Raw genomic sequence first — 17404 nt, 5'->3', positions numbered from 1 at the left:
GGGGTCGACGGGGAGGTTGAGCACAACATGGGCGGCACTGTGGGAAAGGCGGAACGAATGCGGTTCGCTCCACGTTTGAGAGGTGCCCCAGACCCCGGAATTTTCGATGCGTTTACCCTACGCCAAGCCAACGCCTGAGAGCTTCGAGGAGAGCCAGTTCGAGCGCATCCTCAACAATGTCGCGCGTCTGGCGGTGGTGGGTATCGGATTTGCGGTGCTGCTCACCGTGCTGCAGGCCGGGCAGGTGTTCCTGGCGCCCGTGACGCTGGCCATCGTCATCGGCCTGATGTTCGGGCCGGTGGCCGACCGGGTGGAGGCCTGGGGCGTGCCGCCAGCGCTTTCGGCGGGCGTCGTCGTCATTCTTCTTTTGTCGGTGATTTTCGGATTTGCGACGCTGTTCGCCGTGCCGCTCAGCGAATGGGTGGCGCGAGCACCGCTGATATGGGAAAAGCTTCAGGCGCAGGTCGCGAACCTGCGCGAACCGCTGGAATCGATCGGGGAATTCCAGAAGCAGGTCGGCTCGATCTTCGGGTCGGATACAGCGATGTCGGTCCAGGTTGAAGACGGCAGCGCGGTGACCGGCGTAGCCATGCTGGCGCCGGCGATTCTGGCGCAGGTCGCGATCTTCCTGGCCAGCCTCTATTTCTTCGTGGCGACGCGCGACCATATCCGCATGTCTGTCCTGTCCATGTGCGTAACGCGCCGGATGCGGTGGCGGACGGCGCACGTGTTCCGCGACGTCGAAACCAAGGTCAGCCGGTTCCTCCTGTCGGTGACGATGATCAACCTCTGCGTGGGGACCGCGGTCACCATCGCGATGTGGATCATCGGGATGCCGTCGCCGATCCTGTGGGGCGCGATGGCGGCGGTGCTCAACTATATCCCCTATGTAGGCCAGGCGATCATGATCACGGTGCTTCTGGCCGTGGGTCTGGGCACGCAGACCGAGCTTGTGCAGATCCTGTTGCCGGTGGCGTGCTACGCCAGCATCAATTTCGTCGAAGGTCAGATCTTCACGCCGCATTTCATCGGCCGCACGCTGACGCTCAACCCATTCGTCATCTTTCTTTCCATCACGTTCTGGATCTGGGCCTGGGGTCCCGTCGGCGGCCTCGTGGCCGTGCCGACGCTGCTGATTGCGCAATCCGTCATTTCCCATGCATTGCCGAGCAAGCCAGTGGCGCCCAAGCGCCCGGTGCGACGCACGGCGCGGATGACCGAGCGTGAACTGGTGCTGGCCAATGCGGCGCAGGTCATCAAGGAACAGCGTCGCGAGGAAGAAGAAAACGACAAGCGCAAAGCGGAGCGCGACGAGCCGCCCGCCGGGACCGCACCGACCGGCGTAGAGCCGGCTGGCTGAGCGCATTATCTTTCCCATAGGAACCATGCAGCGAACTGCCTTGACGGCGGAACGGCGGAACACCAGTGTCGCGCCATAGCGACATGGGATTCACGGCAAAATGGCGGGCGAAGTTGTAGCGCATGCGGCGGAAGCGGCGCATCACGGCGTGGATCTGGTGCCGGTGGTGGCGCTTCTGGCAGCGGGTGCACTCGCTGTCCCGATCTTCAAGCGCGTGGGCCTCGGCGCCGTGCTCGGTTACCTCGCAGCGGGACTGTTGCTGGGGCCATCGGGCTTCGGGCTGATTTCCGATCCTGCGTCCGTGCTGGCGACCGCCGAAATGGGCGTGGTGCTGTTTCTCTTCATCATCGGCCTCGAAATGGAGCCGAGCCGGCTCTGGGCCCTGCGCAAGCAGATTTTCGGGTTGGGCATGTTGCAGGTGGGCACGTGTGGCGCATTGTTGACGGGGGGCGGGGTGATCCTGGGGTTTGCACCCGTGGTCGCCTTCGTCTTCGGCATGGGCTTCGTGCTGACGTCGACGGCCATCGTCATGCAGATTCTCAGCGAACGGGGGGAGCTGGCGACGGATGGCGGGCAGAAGATGGTGTCCATCCTGTTGCTCGAAGACCTGGCCATCGTGCCGCTGCTGGCCGTGGTCGCGCTCTTGGCGCCCTCGAGCGACGATGTCAGCATCCTGACCCGACTGGTTTCGCTGGGCGTGGCGCTGGGTGCGATCCTGCTGCTCATCTTCCTCGGGCGTCGGATCATGAATCCGTTCTTCGCGATACTGGCGCAGGCCAAGGTGCGCGAAGTGATGACGGCGGCGGCGCTGCTGGTGGTGCTCGGCGCGGCGCTGCTGTTCCAGGTGAGCGGGCTGTCCATGGCGATGGGGGCATTCCTTGCGGGCGTGCTGCTCTCGACATCGACCTTCAAGCATCAGCTCGAGGCGGACGTGGAGCCGTTCCGCGGACTGCTGCTGGGGCTGTTCTTTCTGGCCGTGGGGATGTCGCTCGACCTCGATGTGGTGGGCGAGAACTGGCAGATCATCGCGCTGAGCGTGGTGGCCTACATGCTGGTCAAGGCAAGCGCGATCTACGTCATCGCCCGGCTACTCAAATCGAGCCACGGCGAAGCGCTGGAGCGCGCGGTGTTGATGGGGCAGGGCGGCGAATTCGCCTTCGTGCTCTATACGACCGCCGCTTCGAGCGGGCTCATCGATGGGCCGACCAATGCGATCTTCACCGCGACGGTCATCGTCTCGATGGTGCTGACGCCCTTCGCCATGATCGGCATGCGCTACCTGATGCCCAAGCACGTGCAATCGATGGATGGCGTCGAAGAGGTCAACGGCCTTTCCAACCGCGTGCTGATCATCGGCTTCGGGCGTTTCGGGCAGATCGCCAGCCAGCCACTGCTGGCGCTCAAATATTCGGTGTCGATCATCGACAATGATACCGAAATGATCCGGGCCGCGGCGCAGATCGGGTTCAAGGTCTATTACGGCGACGGCACGCGTCTTGACATCCTGCGCGCCGCAGGGGCCGGCGCGGCCGACCTGATCCTCGTGTGCACCAATGACAAGGTGCAGACGACACGCGTGGTGGAGCTGCTGCGCGACGAATTTCCGCTGGCACGGGTCATGGCACGCGCCTTCGACCGCGTGCACGCGATCGAACTGGTGCGGGCGGGAGTCGATTTCCAGCGGCGCGAGCTGTTCGACAGCGCCATCACCTTTGGCGGCGAAGCCATCCGGCAGATGGGCGCGGACGAGCAGCAGATCGCCGATGTGATCGAGGGTGTGCGCGACCGCGACAGGGAGCGCTTCGAGTTGCAGCTCAACGGCGAGGATTGGCGCGTCGGGCGGAACCTCTTGATCAGCAATGCGCGCGATCAGGCGCGCGAAGGCGGGGTCACCGTAGACGAAGACGATGCGGAGGCCGCGGCGCGCCAATCTGCGCAGCAGCCGCAGCCGGGCTAGACAATAAGGAGGGCGCGGGGGCTTTTCGATGCACAAATTAAGTGCAAGAGTGGGCCTGTTCTGAGGGGAATATCGTCATGAATACTGGATTGCGAAATGCCGCAAAAGCCGATCGTCTACGATGCTCCCACGCCCGAACCCCGCGCCACGACGGTTGAGGCGCTTCAGGCGGAGATCCTTGAAAACCTGATCTATTCGGTCGGCAAGGACCCGATCGTCGCGCGGCCGCATGACTGGCTGCGGGCGACGATCCTGGCGGTTCGCGACCGGGTGATGGACCGCTGGATGGAAAGTTCACGCGAGACGTGGCGGACCTCCAACAAGCGCGTCTATTATCTCAGCCTCGAATTCCTGATCGGCCGGCTCATGCGCGACGCGATGAGCAATGTGGGCCTGATGGAGCCGGTGGCCGAGGCCCTCAAGAACCTCAATGTCGACCTGGGCGAACTGATCAATCTCGAACCGGACGCGGCGCTGGGCAATGGCGGCCTGGGGCGGTTGGCGGCGTGCTTCCTCGAGTCCATGTCGTCGGTGAAAATCCCGGCCTATGGCTATGGCATTCGCTATGTGCACGGGCTGTTCCGGCAGGAAATGAGCGAAGGCTGGCAGGTGGAACTGCCCGAGGACTGGCTGACGCACGGCAATCCATGGGAATTCGAGCGGCGCGAAAGCGCCTACGAGGTCGGGTTCGGCGGGCATGTCGAGCCGGTCACGGACCCGGATGGCGAAGTGCGGCAGGAATGGCGGCCGAACGAGCATCTCCTGGCGGTGGCTTATGATACGCCGATCGTGGGGTGGCGCGGCGCGCGCGTTAATACGCTGCGGCTCTGGAGCGCGCAGCCGATCGATCCGATCCTGCTCGACAAGTTCAATTCTGGCGACCATATCGGCGCGCTCGAGGAAAGCGCCAAGGCCGAAGCGATCACGCGCGTGCTGTATCCGGCAGATTCGACCGCTGCTGGCCAGGAACTGCGCCTGCGGCAGGAATTCTTCTTTTCGTCGGCCTCGCTGCAGGACATCGTGCGGCGGCATCTGCAGCAGTATGGCGATCTGGGTACGCTGCCCGACAAGGTCGCGATCCAGCTCAACGACACGCACCCGGCGATCTCGATCGCGGAACTGATGCGCATCCTCGTCGACGACAACGGCATCAAGTGGGCCGACGCGTGGAGACTGAGCCGGGCGACGTTCGGCTATACCAATCACACGCTGCTGCCAGAGGCGTTGGAAAGCTGGCCTGTGGCGTTGTTCGAGCGGCTGCTGCCGCGGCACATGCAGATCATCTACCAGATCAATGCCGACGTGCTGGTGGAGGCGCGCAGCAAGGCCGGTTTCACCGACCAGCAGGCGGCTGCGGTCTCGCTGATCGACGAACATGGTGGCCGCCGCGTCCGCATGGGGCAACTGGCCTTTGTCGGCTCGCATTCGATCAATGGCGTGTCCGCGCTGCATACCGAGCTGATGAAGCAGACGGTGTTTGCGGACCTGCACAAGCTCTATCCCGAGCGGATCAACAACAAGACCAACGGCATCACGCCGCGGCGCTGGCTGATGCAGTGCAATCCCAGCCTCACCAAGCTGGTGAGTGAGCGGATCGGACCGGAATTCCTCGACAATATCGACAAGCTGCACCAGCTGATGCCGCATGCCGAGGATCCGGGCTTCCAGAAGCAGTTCGCCGAGGTGAAGCTCAACAACAAGAAGCGCCTGGCCAAACTGATCAAGGACCGGCTCAATATCGCCGTGTCGCCGGATGCGCTGTTCGACGTGCAGATCAAGCGCATCCACGAATACAAGCGGCAGTTGCTCAACATCATCCACGCCGTGGCGCTTTATGACGAAATCCGCGCGCATCCCGAACGGGAGTGGGTGCCACGCGTGAAAATCTTCGCCGGCAAGGCGGCCCCGAGCTATTGGAACGCCAAGCTGATCATCAAGCTGATCAATGACGTGGCGCGTGTGATCAACAACGATCCGGCGGTACGGGGCCTGCTGAAAGTGGTGTTCCTGCCCAATTACAATGTCAGCCTTGCCGAGGTCATCGTGCCGGCGGCTGATCTTTCGGAGCAGATATCGACGGCCGGCATGGAAGCCTCGGGCACCGGCAACATGAAGTTCATGGCCAATGGCGCCATCACCATCGGCACGATGGACGGCGCCAATGTGGAAATGCACACGGAAGTGGGCGCGGACAATATCGTCATCTTCGGGCTCACCACCGAGCAGGTCGAAGACAAGCGAGCCCGGTCGGAAGTTCCGCGTTCGGCCATCGATGCCTCGCCGCGCTTGCGCGAGGCGCTGGACAGCATCTCCTCGGGCGTATTCTCGCCCGACGATCCGCACCGCTATCGCGACCTGATCGGCGGTCTCTACGACCATGACTGGTTCATGGTCGCCCGGGACTTCGACGCCTATGCCGCAGCGCAGGCGAGGGTCGACGATATCTGGCGCGACAAGAAGAAGTGGACGGCCATGGCCATCCGCAACACCGCGAGCGTCGGTTTCTTCTCATCGGACCGTACGATCCGCCAATATGCGGAGGAAATCTGGGGGGTGCCGACGGGCTGAGGGAGCGGCCGAGACGTCGATGTCGATGCGCGCTGGTGAGGACCCGCAACGAATAACGGGTTGGCGCGTAGTGAGTATCTGGGCCTGCATGACGTGCGGGCCGACCGGGGGAGTGCGGGCGTGAGCGTTACCAAAGAAAAGTGGCAGGCCGACGGGCGGGAAATCGAAGCCATCGTGGCCGGCCGCCACAGCAATGCCTTTGCGTTCCTCGGGCTGCACGAGGTCGACGGGGACTGGGTGCTGCGCGCCTTCGTGCCCCATGCCGAGACGCTCAACGCCTATACGCTCGACGGCACGCCGCTAGGGCACATGATTCCGCGCCACTCGGCCGGGTTCTTCGAAGCCAAGGTCGATATCAAATCGCGCCAGCCGGTGCGCTACGACGCTAAGAATGCAGGCGGCAGCTGGACCGTGTTCGACCCGTATTCGTTCGGGCCGGTGCTGGGGCCCATGGACGACTATTACATCGGCGAAGGCAGCCATCTGCGGCTGTTCGAGAAGATGGGCGCCCATGAAATGGAGTTCGAGGGCATCCACGGTACGCATTTCGCGGTGTGGGCCCCCAATGCGCAGCGCGTTTCGGTGGTCGGACCCTGGAACGAATGGGATGGACGCCGCCATCCGATGCGCAACCGGCAGGGCATCTGGGAAGTGTTCATCCCGGTGCTCGGCACAGGCACGATCTACAAGTACGAAATCGTGGGGCCGAACGGGCAGGTGCTGCCGCTGAAGGCCGACCCCTATGCGCGCCAGGCCGAAGTGCGTCCGCGCAACGCGTCGGTGGTCCCGGACCCGACGCCATTCACCTGGACCGACGACAAGTACATGGACGAGCGCGCACGCCGCGACTGGCGGCGGACGCCGATGTCCATCTACGAGGTGCATCTGGGCAGTTGGCGCCGCCGGCCGGACGGCTCATTCATGAGCTACGACCAGTTGGCCGAGCAGCTGGTGCCCTATGCCGCGGACATGGGATATACGCATCTCGAATTCCTGCCCGTTTCGGAACACCCGTTCGACCCGAGCTGGGGCTATCAGCCGACGGGCCTTTTCGCGCCGACGTCGCGTTTCGGTGACCCGGCCGGGTTCGCGCGGCTGGTCAATGCGGCGCACGAGGCCGGGCTGGGCGTGATCCTCGACTGGGTGCCGGCGCACTTTCCGACCGACGAATTCGGGCTCAGCCATTTCGATGGGACTGCGCTCTACGAGCACGAGGACCCGCGCCAGGGCTTCCATCCCGACTGGAATACGGCGATCTACAATTTCGGGCGCAAGGAGGTTTCGGCCTTCCTGACGAACAACGCGCTATTCTGGTTCGAGCAATTCCATATCGATGGCCTGCGCGTCGATGCAGTGGCATCCATGCTCTATCTCGACTATTCGCGGCAGCCCGGCGAGTGGGTGCCCAACAAGCACGGGGGCAACCAGAACCTCGAGGCCGTGGCCTTCCTGCAGCGCGTGAATGCCGAGGTTTACCGGCAGTTTCCGGGCGCCTTCATGATCGCCGAAGAATCCACGTCGTGGCCCGGGGTCAGTGCGCCCACCTATGCCGGTGGCCTGGGGTTCGGCTTCAAGTGGAACATGGGCTTCATGAACGACACGCTGCGCTTCATGAGCCGCGCGCCGATACATCGCCGCTACCACCACAACGACATGACCTTCGGCATGGTCTATGCGTTCTCGGAGAATTTCGTGCTGCCGCTCAGCCATGACGAAGTGGTGCATGGCAAGGGATCGCTGCTCAACAAGATGCCCGGCGACGACTGGCAGCAGTTCGCCAACCTGCGGGCTTATCTCGCCTTCATGTGGGGGCATCCGGGCAAGAAGCTGCTGTTCATGGGCCAGGAATTCGCACAGCGCGAAGAGTGGAGCGAGAGCCGGTCACTGGACTGGTGGCTGCTCGATTCGCCGCCGCACGAAGGCATGCGCCGGCTGATTTCGGACCTCAATGCGGCCTATCGCAGCCTGCCGGCATTGCATGCCCGAGACTGCGAACCGGAGGGCTTCGAATGGGTGATCGGCAACGATCACAACAATTCGGTGCTGGCCTGGGTGCGCAAGGCGCCGGACGCCGACCCGGTGCTGGTGATCTCCAATTTCACGCCCGTGCCGCGCAGCGGCTACAAGGTGCCCGTGCCAAAGACCGGGCGCTGGGTGGAGCGTATCAATACCGATGCCGGCTGGTATGCCGGCGGGAACACAGGGAACCAGGGTGCCGTTGTGGCCAAGGCTGTCGAAGGACAGCACTGGCCGGCGGAGCTGGAAGTGTTCCTGCCGCCGCTGGCGACGCTGTTTCTGAAATACGAGCCGGACTGACGCCGGCGCATAGGGCGGCCTGACCCGGCGACCATTCCAGGGTTCAGGCAAATGGGTACAAGACCCGGTTCATCCGGGCATTCGTGGAGGGACGTAGAATGGCTGACTATAGAGTACCATCGCCGCTGGCGCGCGAGGCCATGGCCTATGTGCTGGCAGGCGGGCGCGGTACGCGCCTGATGGAATTGACCGACCGGCGCGCCAAGCCCGCGGTCTATTTCGGCGGCAAGGCGCGCATCATCGACTTTGCCCTGAGCAATGCGATCAATTCGGGCATCCGCCGCATTTCGGTGGCGACGCAGTATCAGGCGCATAGCCTGATCCGCCACCTGTCGCGCGGCTGGAACTTCCTGCGCCAGGAACGCAACGAGAGCTTCGACGTGCTGCCTGCCTCGCAGCGCGTGGCCGAAGACATGTGGTATGCCGGCACTGCCGACGCCGTGTACCAGAACATGGACATCATCGAGGATTACGGTGCGCGATACATCGTGATCCTGGCGGGCGACCACATCTACAAGATGGACTACGAAATCATGCTGCGGCAGCACGTGGATACGGGCGCCGACGTGACCATCGGGTGTCTCGAAGTGCCGCGCATGGAGGCCACCGGTTTTGGCGTGATGCATGTGGACGGGCGCGACCGGGTGGTGGACTTCGTGGAGAAGCCCAAGGACCCGCCGGGCATTCCCGACCGGCCGGACATGGCGCTGGCCTCCATGGGCATCTACGTGTTCGAGACGCGCTTCCTGATGGAGCAGCTGCGCCGCGACGCGGCCACGGAAGGGTCGAGCCGCGACTTCGGCAAGGACATCATTCCCTACATCGTCAAGAACGGCACGGCCTGGGCGCATCGCTTCAACCGCTCCTGCGTCCGCTCGAGCAACGAGAAGGTCAGCTACTGGCGCGACGTCGGGACGGTGGATGCCTACTGGAAGGCCAATATCGACCTTACAGACATCAACCCGCAGCTCGATCTCTACGATCGCGACTGGCCGATCTGGACCTATGCGGAGATCACGCCCCCGGCCAAGTTCGTGCACGACTTCGACGGACGGCGCGGATCGGCGGTGAATTCGCTGGTGTCGGGCGACTGCATCATTTCGGGCGGGCACCTGCAGCGCACGCTGCTCTCGACCGGCTCGCGCGTCCACTCCTACTCGGTGCTGGAAGAGGCCGTCGTGCTGCCCTATTGCGACATCGGGCGGAACGCGCGGCTCAAGAAGGTGGTGATCGATCGCGGCGTTTCCATTCCGGAAGGACTTGTCGTGGGCGAGGATCCGGAGTTTGACGCCAAGTGGTTCCGGCGGACCGAGGAAGGCGTCACGCTGGTCACGCAGGCGATGATCAACAAGTACCTGGCGGATCGATGATCGAGGTTCTGTCGGTCGCATCGGAGCTTTATCCGCTGATCAAGACAGGGGGGCTGGCCGACGTGGCCGGCGCCCTGCCGGGCGCGCTCAGCGAATCCGGCGTGTCCATGCGCACGCTGGTGCCCGGCTATCCCGCAGTCACCAGCAAGATGACCGGCGGCCGGGAAGTGGCGACGTTTTCTGACCTGTTCGGAGTGACCGGGCGACTGGTGGCAGGGCGCGTCGAAGGGCTCGACCTGATCGTGCTCGACGCACCGGCGCTCTACGACCGTCCCGGCAACCCCTATATGGGACCCGAGGGGTGGGACTGGCCGGACAACTGGAAGCGCTACGCGGCCTTGAGCTGGGTGGCCTCGGAGCTCGGGCTGGGGCTCGTGGAGGGCTATCGCCCGCAGGTGATCCACGCACATGACTGGCAGGCCGGGCTCGTGCCCGCCTACGTGAAATATGGACCGTCGGCGACGCTGAAGACGGTCATGACCGTCCATAACATGGCGTTCCAGGGGACGTTCGGCTCGGACATTTTCGGGCAATTGCGACTGCCGCCGCACGCGTTCTCCGTGGAGGGCGTCGAGTATTACGGCGGCGTGGGCTATCTCAAGGCCGGCGTCGAATGCGCCGATGTGGTGACGACGGTGTCGCCAACCTATGCCGGAGAAATCCGCACGCCGGATTTCGGCATGGGGCTAGACGGCCTGCTGAACAACCGGTCGGAGACGGTGTTCGGGGTGCTCAACGGCATCGACATGGGCGCCTGGAATCCGGCGACGGATACGGCGCTGACGCAGAATTACACCGCCAACAGCATCCAGGGCCGGCAAAGCAACAAGCGCGCCGTGCAGGAAGCCTTCGGGCTCGAAGCCTCGGACGGACCGCTGTTTGCGGTGGTCAGCCGCCTGACCTGGCAGAAGGGCATCGATCTCCTGGCCGCCAATATCGGACTGATCGTGGCAGCCGGCGGGCAGCTGGCGGTGCTGGGATCGGGCGAAACCGCGCTCGAGAACGCCATTCGCGGCGCCGCGCAGGAGCATCCGGGACGGGTCGGGCTCGTCACGGGCTACAATGAAAAGCTCAGCCACCTGGTGCAGGGCGGGGCGGATGTGATGGTGGTGCCGTCGCGGTTCGAGCCATGCGGGCTGACGCAACTCTATGCGCTGCGCTACGGCTGTATCCCGCTGGTCAGCCGTGTGGGCGGGCTCAATGATACCGTCATCGATGCCAATGTCGCGGCCCTGCAGGCCGACGTGGCGACCGGGGTGCAGTTTGCCCCGCCCAGTGAAGGCGCGCTCGCCGACGCCATCAGGCGGACACTGGCGCTCTATGCCGATGAAAAGACCTGGAAGAAAATGCAGAGGCGCGGGATGAAGTCGGACGTGAGCTGGGAAACCAGCGCGGCCCGCTATGCCCAGATCTACGCTTCGCTGACCGGATATGCGACCCATGACAATCAAGACGATTAACACCACGCCCTATGCCGACCAGAAGCCGGGGACGTCGGGCCTGCGCAAGCGGGTGCCGGTGTTCCAGCAGGCCAACTATGTCGAGAACTTCATCCAGTCGATCTTCGACAGCCTCGAAGGCTTTGCCGGGCAGACGCTGGTGATCGGCGGCGACGGCCGCTTCTTCAACGACGTAGCGATCCAGAAGGCGATCCGCATTGCGGCGGCCAACGGTTTCGGCAAGGTAATGGTGGGGCAGGGCGGCATCCTGTCGACGCCGGCGGCCAGCAACATCATCCGCCAGTACAAGGCGTTCGGTGGCCTCGTCCTGTCGGCGAGCCACAATCCCGGCGGTCCCGACGGCGATTTCGGCATCAAGTACAATGTCGGCAATGGCGGCCCGGCGCCGGAAAAGATCACCGATGCGGTGTTTGCGCGGACCAAGGTGATCGATAGCTACAAGTCGGTCGACACGCCGGATGTCGATCTGGGGACGGTCGGCACGCAGCAGGTCGGCGACATGGTGGTCGAGGTGATCGATCCGGTCAAAGACTATGCCGCGCTGATGCAGACGCTGTTCGACTTCGAGGCGATCAGAGGGCTGTTTGCGGGCGGCTTCCGCATGACGTTCGACGCCATGCATGCGGTGACCGGGCCCTATGCCCATGCCATTCTCGAAGGCATGCTCGGCGCGCCGAAGGGTACCGTGCAGAACGGAACGCCGTCGCCCACCTTCGGCAATGGGCATCCCGATCCGAACCTGGTCTATTGCAAGGACATGCATGACCTGCTGATGACGCCAGACGGGCCGGATTTCGGCGCCGCGTCGGATGGCGATGGCGACCGCAACCTGATCATCGGCAAGAACCGGTTCGTGACGCCGTCGGACTCGCTGGCGCTGCTGGCCGCCAATGCGCACCTGGCGCCCGGCTACAGGCAGGGCATCGCGGGCATTGCCCGCTCCATGCCGACCAGCGCCGCGGCAGACCGGGTGGCCGAAAAGCTCGGTATCGAGATGCACGAAACGCCGACGGGCTGGAAATTCTTCGGCAACCTGCTCGACGCCGGGCGCGTCACGATCTGCGGCGAGGAGAGCGCGGGGACGGGTTCGAACCACGTCCGCGAGAAGGACGGGCTGTGGGCGGTGCTGCTATGGCTCAACATCCTCGCCGTGCGCAAGCAGGGCGTCGATGCCATCGTGCGCGAGCACTGGAAGACGTATGGCCGCAATTATTATACGCGCCACGACTATGAAGAGGTCGACAGCGCCATCGCCAATACGCTGGTCGACGATCTGCGGGCACAGCTGCCGTCCCTGCCGGGCAAGATCCTTGGCGATGACCTGCAGGTGGCCTATGCCGACGACTTTACCTATCACGACCCGGTGGATGGTTCGACCAGCGCCAAGCAGGGCGTGCGCATCGGCTTTACCGACGGATCGCGAATAGTCCTCCGCCTCTCAGGAACCGGCACGGTGGGCGCCACGTTGCGCGTCTACCTTGAACGTTATGAGGCCGCCGATGGACGCCACGATCTCGACACCCAGCTCGCCCTCGAACCCCTTATCGGGATCTCCGAACAGCTGGCAGGGATCAAGGCCCGAACCGGACGGACCGAACCCAGCGTCATTACCTAGATCGGCCCTATCGATGAAACCAGAGCTTGTGCCCAATGCAGGGCGCACGGACACCCTCGGCGCAAGCATCACGCCCGAGGGCGTGAATTTCGCTGTCTATTCGGAAAGCGCCACCACTATCTGGGTGTGCCTGTTCGACGAGGCCGACCAGGAAATCGAGCGTTTCGAGCTCGATGTGCACGAGAACCATATCCGTGCAGGCCTGATCACCAATGTCGGGGCGGGGGCACGTTATGGCCTGAGGGCCGACGGGCCGTACGATCCGGACCAGGGGTTCTTCTTCGACCCCAACAAGCTCTTGGTGGACCCATATGCGCGGCACCTCGACCGCGTGTTCGTGCGCTCGCCGAGGCTGCGGCTGGGCCGCGAAGAGGCCGTTGATACGGCTCCGCTGGTGCCCAAGGCCATCATTCGCGGCGAGGCGGAGGAAAAAGCCAAGCCCCGCCGCAAGAAGGTGCCGAACCTTTTCTACGAACTCAATGTGCGTGGCTTCACCATGCGCCATCCGAGCGTGCAGGGGCCCCTGCGCGGGACCGTGGCAGCGCTGACGACGAAGCGGGTGATCGACCACTTCAAGTATCTGGGCGTTGATACGGTGCAGCTTATGCCGACGGCGGCATGGATCGACGAAGGGCATCTGCCGGCACTCGGGCTGACCAATGCCTGGGGCTATAATCCGGTCGCCTATTTCGCGGTGGATCCGCGGCTGGTGCCGCGCGGCCCGCAGGAATTGCGGGTGATGACGGACGCCTATCGCAAGGCCGGCATCTCGGTCATCCTTGACGTGGTGTACAACCACACCGGCGAAGGCGACCAGCAGGGCCCAATCCTGTCGATGATGGGTCTCGATCCTCAGACCTATTATCGCTGGGTCGAGGTCGATGGGAAAAAGTACCTCGTCAACGATACCGGCACCGGCAATACGCTGCGCTGCGACCATCCCGCCGTGCAGCGGCTGGTGATCGACAGCTTGCGCTACTATGTCGAGGAATTGGGTGTTGCCGGGTTCCGCTTCGACCTCGCGACGGTGCTGGGCCGCGATCCGGGTTTCAATCCGGAAGCCGAGATGCTCAAGAAGATCAAGGCCGATCCGGTGCTTAGCAAGGTGATCCTCGTTGCCGAGCCCTGGGATCCGGGTCCGGGCGGTTATGCCGTGGGCAAGTTCGGCCAGGAATTCCAGGAACACAACGACACCTATCGCGACGAAGTGCGTGCGTTCTGGCGCGGCGAACCGGCCAAGATCGGCGCACTGGCAGGGAAGGTTTCGGGATCAGCCGAACTGTTCGACTTTGCGGGCCGGAAGCCGCATCACGGCGTCAACATGCTGGCTGTGCATGACGGGTTCACCCTGCGCGATCTCGTGAGCTACAGCGACAAGCACAACGAGGCCAATGGCGAGAACAACAAGGACGGCCACAACAACAACCAGTCGTGGAACTGTGGCGTCGAAGGCGAGACGGACGACGAGCATATCAATGCCGCCCGCAAGCGCGACGTCCGCGCGATGCTGGCGACGCTGTTCCTTTCGCGCGGAACGCCGCTGATCCAGCAGGGCGATGAAATGTATCGCACCCAGCAGGGCAACAACAACGCCTATGCCCAGGACAATGAAATCACCTGGGTGGACTGGGAAGGCGCCGATGGCGACCTCGTCAACTTCGTGGCGGCGGTCAATACGTTCCGCAAGGAGCATCCGGCCGTAAGCCACGATCACTGGCTGACGGGGCAGGACCGTAACGGTGTGCGCGACGTCGCCTGGCTGCACCCCGACGGTCGTGAAATGAACGAGGGTGACTGGAACGACACCGGCGCCTCCGTGCTCGGCATGCGGCTGAATTTCAAGGATGACGAGGTCGTCGTGTGGTTCAACCGGCGGATCGAGCCCGTGGTGGCGCATCTGCCGGAAGGCACCTGGGCGATCGGCATCCAGTCCGATCCGGGCGAGCCTGCATCCATCACCGAAGGTACGGTCACACTGCCGCCGCGATCGGTGGTGGCGGTGATCCATCCGGCCAACCACTAGCCTGAGCGACGGGCCGCATTTCGAGCCCGTCCGGCGTCCCGCCGGGCGGGCTCAGCCTTTGGCGTTTCCGGACGGCAAAGCCTCGATCGCAGCGTCGAGATAGTGCACGAGCGGCCCGGTGCCGCCATCGACCCGCCAGGCATCGAGCGACAGGCGTGACAGGCTGATGGAGAGCATGGCCGCCATCCTCAGGCTCATGGCTTCGGCCGCGGGCCAGCGTTGCTGCAGGGCGGCGAAGATGAGCTTCTCGTCCCTGATGTAGCTGGCCTGCTTGCGCTGCTGTACGGCCTCGATGGACATCATCATCCGGTCAATGGCGACCAGTTCGTCCACCGGATAGGAGGCGGCGATCCTGCGCATGGCGGAGGCGAGGGTCTTCCACGGGCTACCTGCGTCCGGTTCGGCGGAGAGGGCGGCAATCAGCTGCTCGCCCATGCCTGCCTGCTGGGAGAGCAGGATGTCGTCCTTGGACTTGAAGTAGTGGAAAAACGTGCGACGGGAGATACCGGCTGCGGCCGCCACGGCATCGATCGTCGTCGCTTCGTAGCCTTCGCGCGCGAAAAGCGTCATGGCGCATTGCGTAATGCGCTTGAGTGTTTCTTCCCGCTTCTGTTCGCGAATGCCCATGGCCAAGTGCATACGCGCGAAATCTGCCTCTTGCAATTGTGCACTGAGTGCAATATTAAAAATGCACTGAGTGCAAATTTAGGGGTGAGCAGATGAGCAAGTGGACTTTGGCGGACATGCCGTCACAGCAGGGCAAAGTGGCCGTCGTGACGGGGACAGGCGGGTTGGGGTATGAAGATGCCCTCGCGCTGGCACAGGCTGGAGCAGACGTGATCGTGGCCGGACGAAATGCCGGCAAGGGCGATGAAGCGGTCGCCAAGGTGCGCCAAGCCGTGCCCGGCGCGACGATCGGTTTCGAGCAGGTCGACCTGGCGAGCCTCGCTTCCGTGCGCAGCTTTACCGAGCGGCTGGCCAAGAGCCACAGCAAGATCGATATCCTCATCAACAATGCCGGCGTGATGGTGCCGCCGCAACGACAAGTGACGACGGATGGGTTCGAGCTGCAGTTCGGCACCAATTATCTGGGGCATTTTGCCTTGACGTCCGGACTGATGCCGCTGCTGAAGGCGGCTGGCAATGCGCGCGTGATCAGCCTATCGAGCGTCGCAGCGCGGAATGGCCAGATCCATTTCGACGACCTGCAGTTTGCAGGCAATTACGTGCCGATGGCGGCCTATGGTCAGTCGAAGGTGGCCTGCCTGATGTTCGCGCGCGAGTTGCATCGGCGCAGTGTGGAAAACGGATGGGGCGTGACCAGCATCGGGGCGCATCCGGGCGTATCCAGAACCGACCTGCTGCACAATGCGCCGGGACGCATGAGCCTGATGGGACTGACCCGGACCTATCTGTGGTTCCTGTTCCAGCCAGCGGCGCAGGGCGCTCTGCCGACGCTTTATGCCGCCACTGCAGCCGAGGCACAGGGCGGGGCATATTACGGTCCCAATGGCATGAGCGAAATTCGCGGCTATCCCGCACCCGCCAGGGTTCCTCCCGCCGCCCTCGACGCCAAGGCATCGAAGCGGCTCTGGGAGGTCTCGGAAGAGCTCAGTGGCGCGCGCTTCAGCTAGCGAGACGAGATTTCCATCATGCCGAGCCGCGCGTAGAATTGGCGGCCGGCGTGATTTTCGATGTCGACCTTGAGATCGACATGCGCCGCACCGCGCCGGGAAAAGAGCGTGAATGCGTGCTGCATGAGGCTGGTGCCGATGCTGTGTCGCCGCCAGTCCGGTGCGACGGCAAGGTCCTTGACGAAGGCGCTGGTCCAGCACTGAACGACGCCGACGACTGCGCCGGCGCCGGTGACGGCCGCCACGCAGAGTTCAGGGTCGTATTCGCTGTCTGATAGAAGGGTTGCGTGCCAGTTGTTGAAGTCGGCAACCGGCAGCGATGCGGCGAGGACGGCGTGAGCCGCACGCGGATCGATTTCGGCTATGGCCACGGGTGCGATGCCGGCGGCCCATACCGGCGGAGCGATATCGGGGCCGAGGTGCTTGCGCAGACGCAGATGCGGGACCGGCACGGCCGATTTCACTCGGCCGCTGCCGCAGCGAAGCCACCGTGCTTTTCGATGAAGCCAATGATCTGGTCGAGGCTCTCGCGGCGGAGAAGATCGGTGAACACATAAGGGCGGCCTTCGCGGACCTTCTGCGTGTCGCTTTCCATGACGTCGAGGCTGGCGCCGACATAGGGCGCGAGGTCGGTATGGGTGATGACGAGAAGGTCCGACCGCGAAATGGCCGGGCCGCCCTTGCGCGGCACCTTTTCGCCCTGGGCGACCGAAATCACGTAGATGGTCAGATCGGCCAGATCCGGGGAGAAGGTGGCGGCGAGATTGTCGCCGCCGCTCTCGATCAGGATGATGTCGAGATCGGGAAACTTGCGGTTGAGGTCGTCGATGGCTGCGAGGTTGAGCGAAGCATCCTCGCGAATGGCGGTATGCGGGCAGCCGCCCGTTTCGACGCCGACAATGCGATCTTCGGAAATGGCCTGGACCCTGGCAAGGATCAGCGCATCTTCCTGGGTGTAGATGTCATTGGTGACCACGGCCATCGAGTAGCGATCGCGCATGGCCTTGAGCAGCATTTCGCACAGCGTGGTCTTGCCGGACCCGACCGGGCCACCAATGCCGATGCGGAGGGGGCCGTTGAGGCTTTTGGTCATTGGCAGCT

The 17404-nt window shown here is 63.7% G+C and carries 12 protein-coding genes; 9 read left to right on the top strand and 3 right to left on the bottom strand.

From position 1 onward, the window contains the following. The first annotated feature begins 106 nt into the window (after positions 1 to 106). From CCK88_RS08855 to glgX, 8 genes are all read left to right on the top strand, one after another. The gene (locus tag CCK88_RS08855) at positions 107 to 1360 is read left to right on the top strand and encodes an AI-2E family transporter (RefSeq protein ID WP_086470081.1); all 1254 of its coding nucleotides are present in this window, start codon (positions 107 to 109) and stop codon (positions 1358 to 1360) included. 100 nt (positions 1361 to 1460) lie between these two features. Further along, the gene (locus tag CCK88_RS08850) at positions 1461 to 3317 is read left to right on the top strand and encodes a monovalent cation:proton antiporter-2 (CPA2) family protein (protein WP_086470080.1); all 1857 of its coding nucleotides are present in this window, start codon (positions 1461 to 1463) and stop codon (positions 3315 to 3317) included. A 96-nt stretch (positions 3318 to 3413) separates the two neighbouring features. After that, positions 3414 to 5885 (top strand): glycogen/starch/alpha-glucan phosphorylase, encoded by a 2472-nt coding sequence (locus CCK88_RS08845; protein WP_086470079.1) that lies wholly within the window; start codon positions 3414 to 3416, stop codon positions 5883 to 5885. Positions 5886 to 6005: 120 nt separating this feature from the next. Next, positions 6006 to 8201, top strand: a complete 2196-nt coding sequence (gene glgB / locus CCK88_RS08840) for a 1,4-alpha-glucan branching protein GlgB (RefSeq protein WP_086470078.1) — start codon at positions 6006 to 6008, stop codon at positions 8199 to 8201. Positions 8202 to 8299: 98 nt separating this feature from the next. Next, on the top strand, positions 8300 to 9571 hold the full coding sequence (gene glgC, locus CCK88_RS08835) for a glucose-1-phosphate adenylyltransferase (RefSeq protein ID WP_086470077.1): 1272 nt from the start codon (positions 8300 to 8302) through the stop codon (positions 9569 to 9571). Next, entirely contained in the window at positions 9571 to 11031 is a 1461-nt protein-coding gene (glgA, locus tag CCK88_RS08830; protein WP_086470883.1) for a glycogen synthase GlgA, read from the top strand. The genes glgC and glgA overlap by 1 nt, the downstream gene beginning before the upstream one ends. Beyond that, positions 11012 to 12646, top strand: coding sequence for an alpha-D-glucose phosphate-specific phosphoglucomutase (locus tag CCK88_RS08825; RefSeq protein WP_086470076.1), 1635 nt, complete (start codon positions 11012 to 11014; stop codon positions 12644 to 12646). Before glgA ends, CCK88_RS08825 begins: the two co-directional genes overlap by 20 nt. 13 nt (positions 12647 to 12659) lie before the next feature. After that, positions 12660 to 14669: a glycogen debranching protein GlgX gene (glgX, locus tag CCK88_RS08820; RefSeq protein ID WP_086470075.1), complete on the top strand. Its 2010-nt coding sequence runs from the start codon at positions 12660 to 12662 to the stop codon at positions 14667 to 14669. Positions 14670 to 14720: 51 nt separating this feature from the next. On the opposite strand, the gene CCK88_RS08815 is transcribed toward glgX, so the two are convergent. Next, on the bottom strand, positions 14721 to 15296 hold the full coding sequence (locus CCK88_RS08815) for a TetR/AcrR family transcriptional regulator (protein ID WP_170926402.1): 576 nt from the start codon (positions 15294 to 15296) through the stop codon (positions 14721 to 14723). A gap of 92 nt (positions 15297 to 15388) precedes the next feature. On the opposite strand from CCK88_RS08815, the gene CCK88_RS08810 reads away from it, so the two are divergent. Next, positions 15389 to 16303 (top strand): SDR family oxidoreductase, encoded by a 915-nt coding sequence (locus tag CCK88_RS08810; protein WP_086470073.1) that lies wholly within the window; start codon positions 15389 to 15391, stop codon positions 16301 to 16303. On the opposite strand, the gene CCK88_RS08805 is transcribed toward CCK88_RS08810, so the two are convergent. Next, positions 16300 to 16767 carry a GNAT family N-acetyltransferase gene (locus CCK88_RS08805; protein WP_086470072.1) on the bottom strand — a complete coding sequence of 156 codons (468 nt, stop codon included), beginning with the start codon at positions 16765 to 16767 and terminating at the stop codon, positions 16300 to 16302. The genes CCK88_RS08810 and CCK88_RS08805 overlap by 4 nt on opposite strands. Further along, positions 16764 to 17396 (bottom strand): urease accessory protein UreG, encoded by a 633-nt coding sequence (gene ureG / locus CCK88_RS08800; protein ID WP_086470071.1) that lies wholly within the window; start codon positions 17394 to 17396, stop codon positions 16764 to 16766. The genes CCK88_RS08805 and ureG overlap by 4 nt, the downstream gene beginning before the upstream one ends. Positions 17397 to 17404: the final 8 nt, after the last annotated feature.

This window comes from Devosia lucknowensis (assembly GCF_900177655.1).
In the GTDB taxonomy this organism is placed as follows: Bacteria; Pseudomonadota; Alphaproteobacteria; order Rhizobiales; family Devosiaceae; genus Devosia; species Devosia lucknowensis.
The sequence above is the reverse complement of the archived record's forward strand: the minus strand, read 5'-3'. Positions and strand labels throughout refer to the sequence as shown.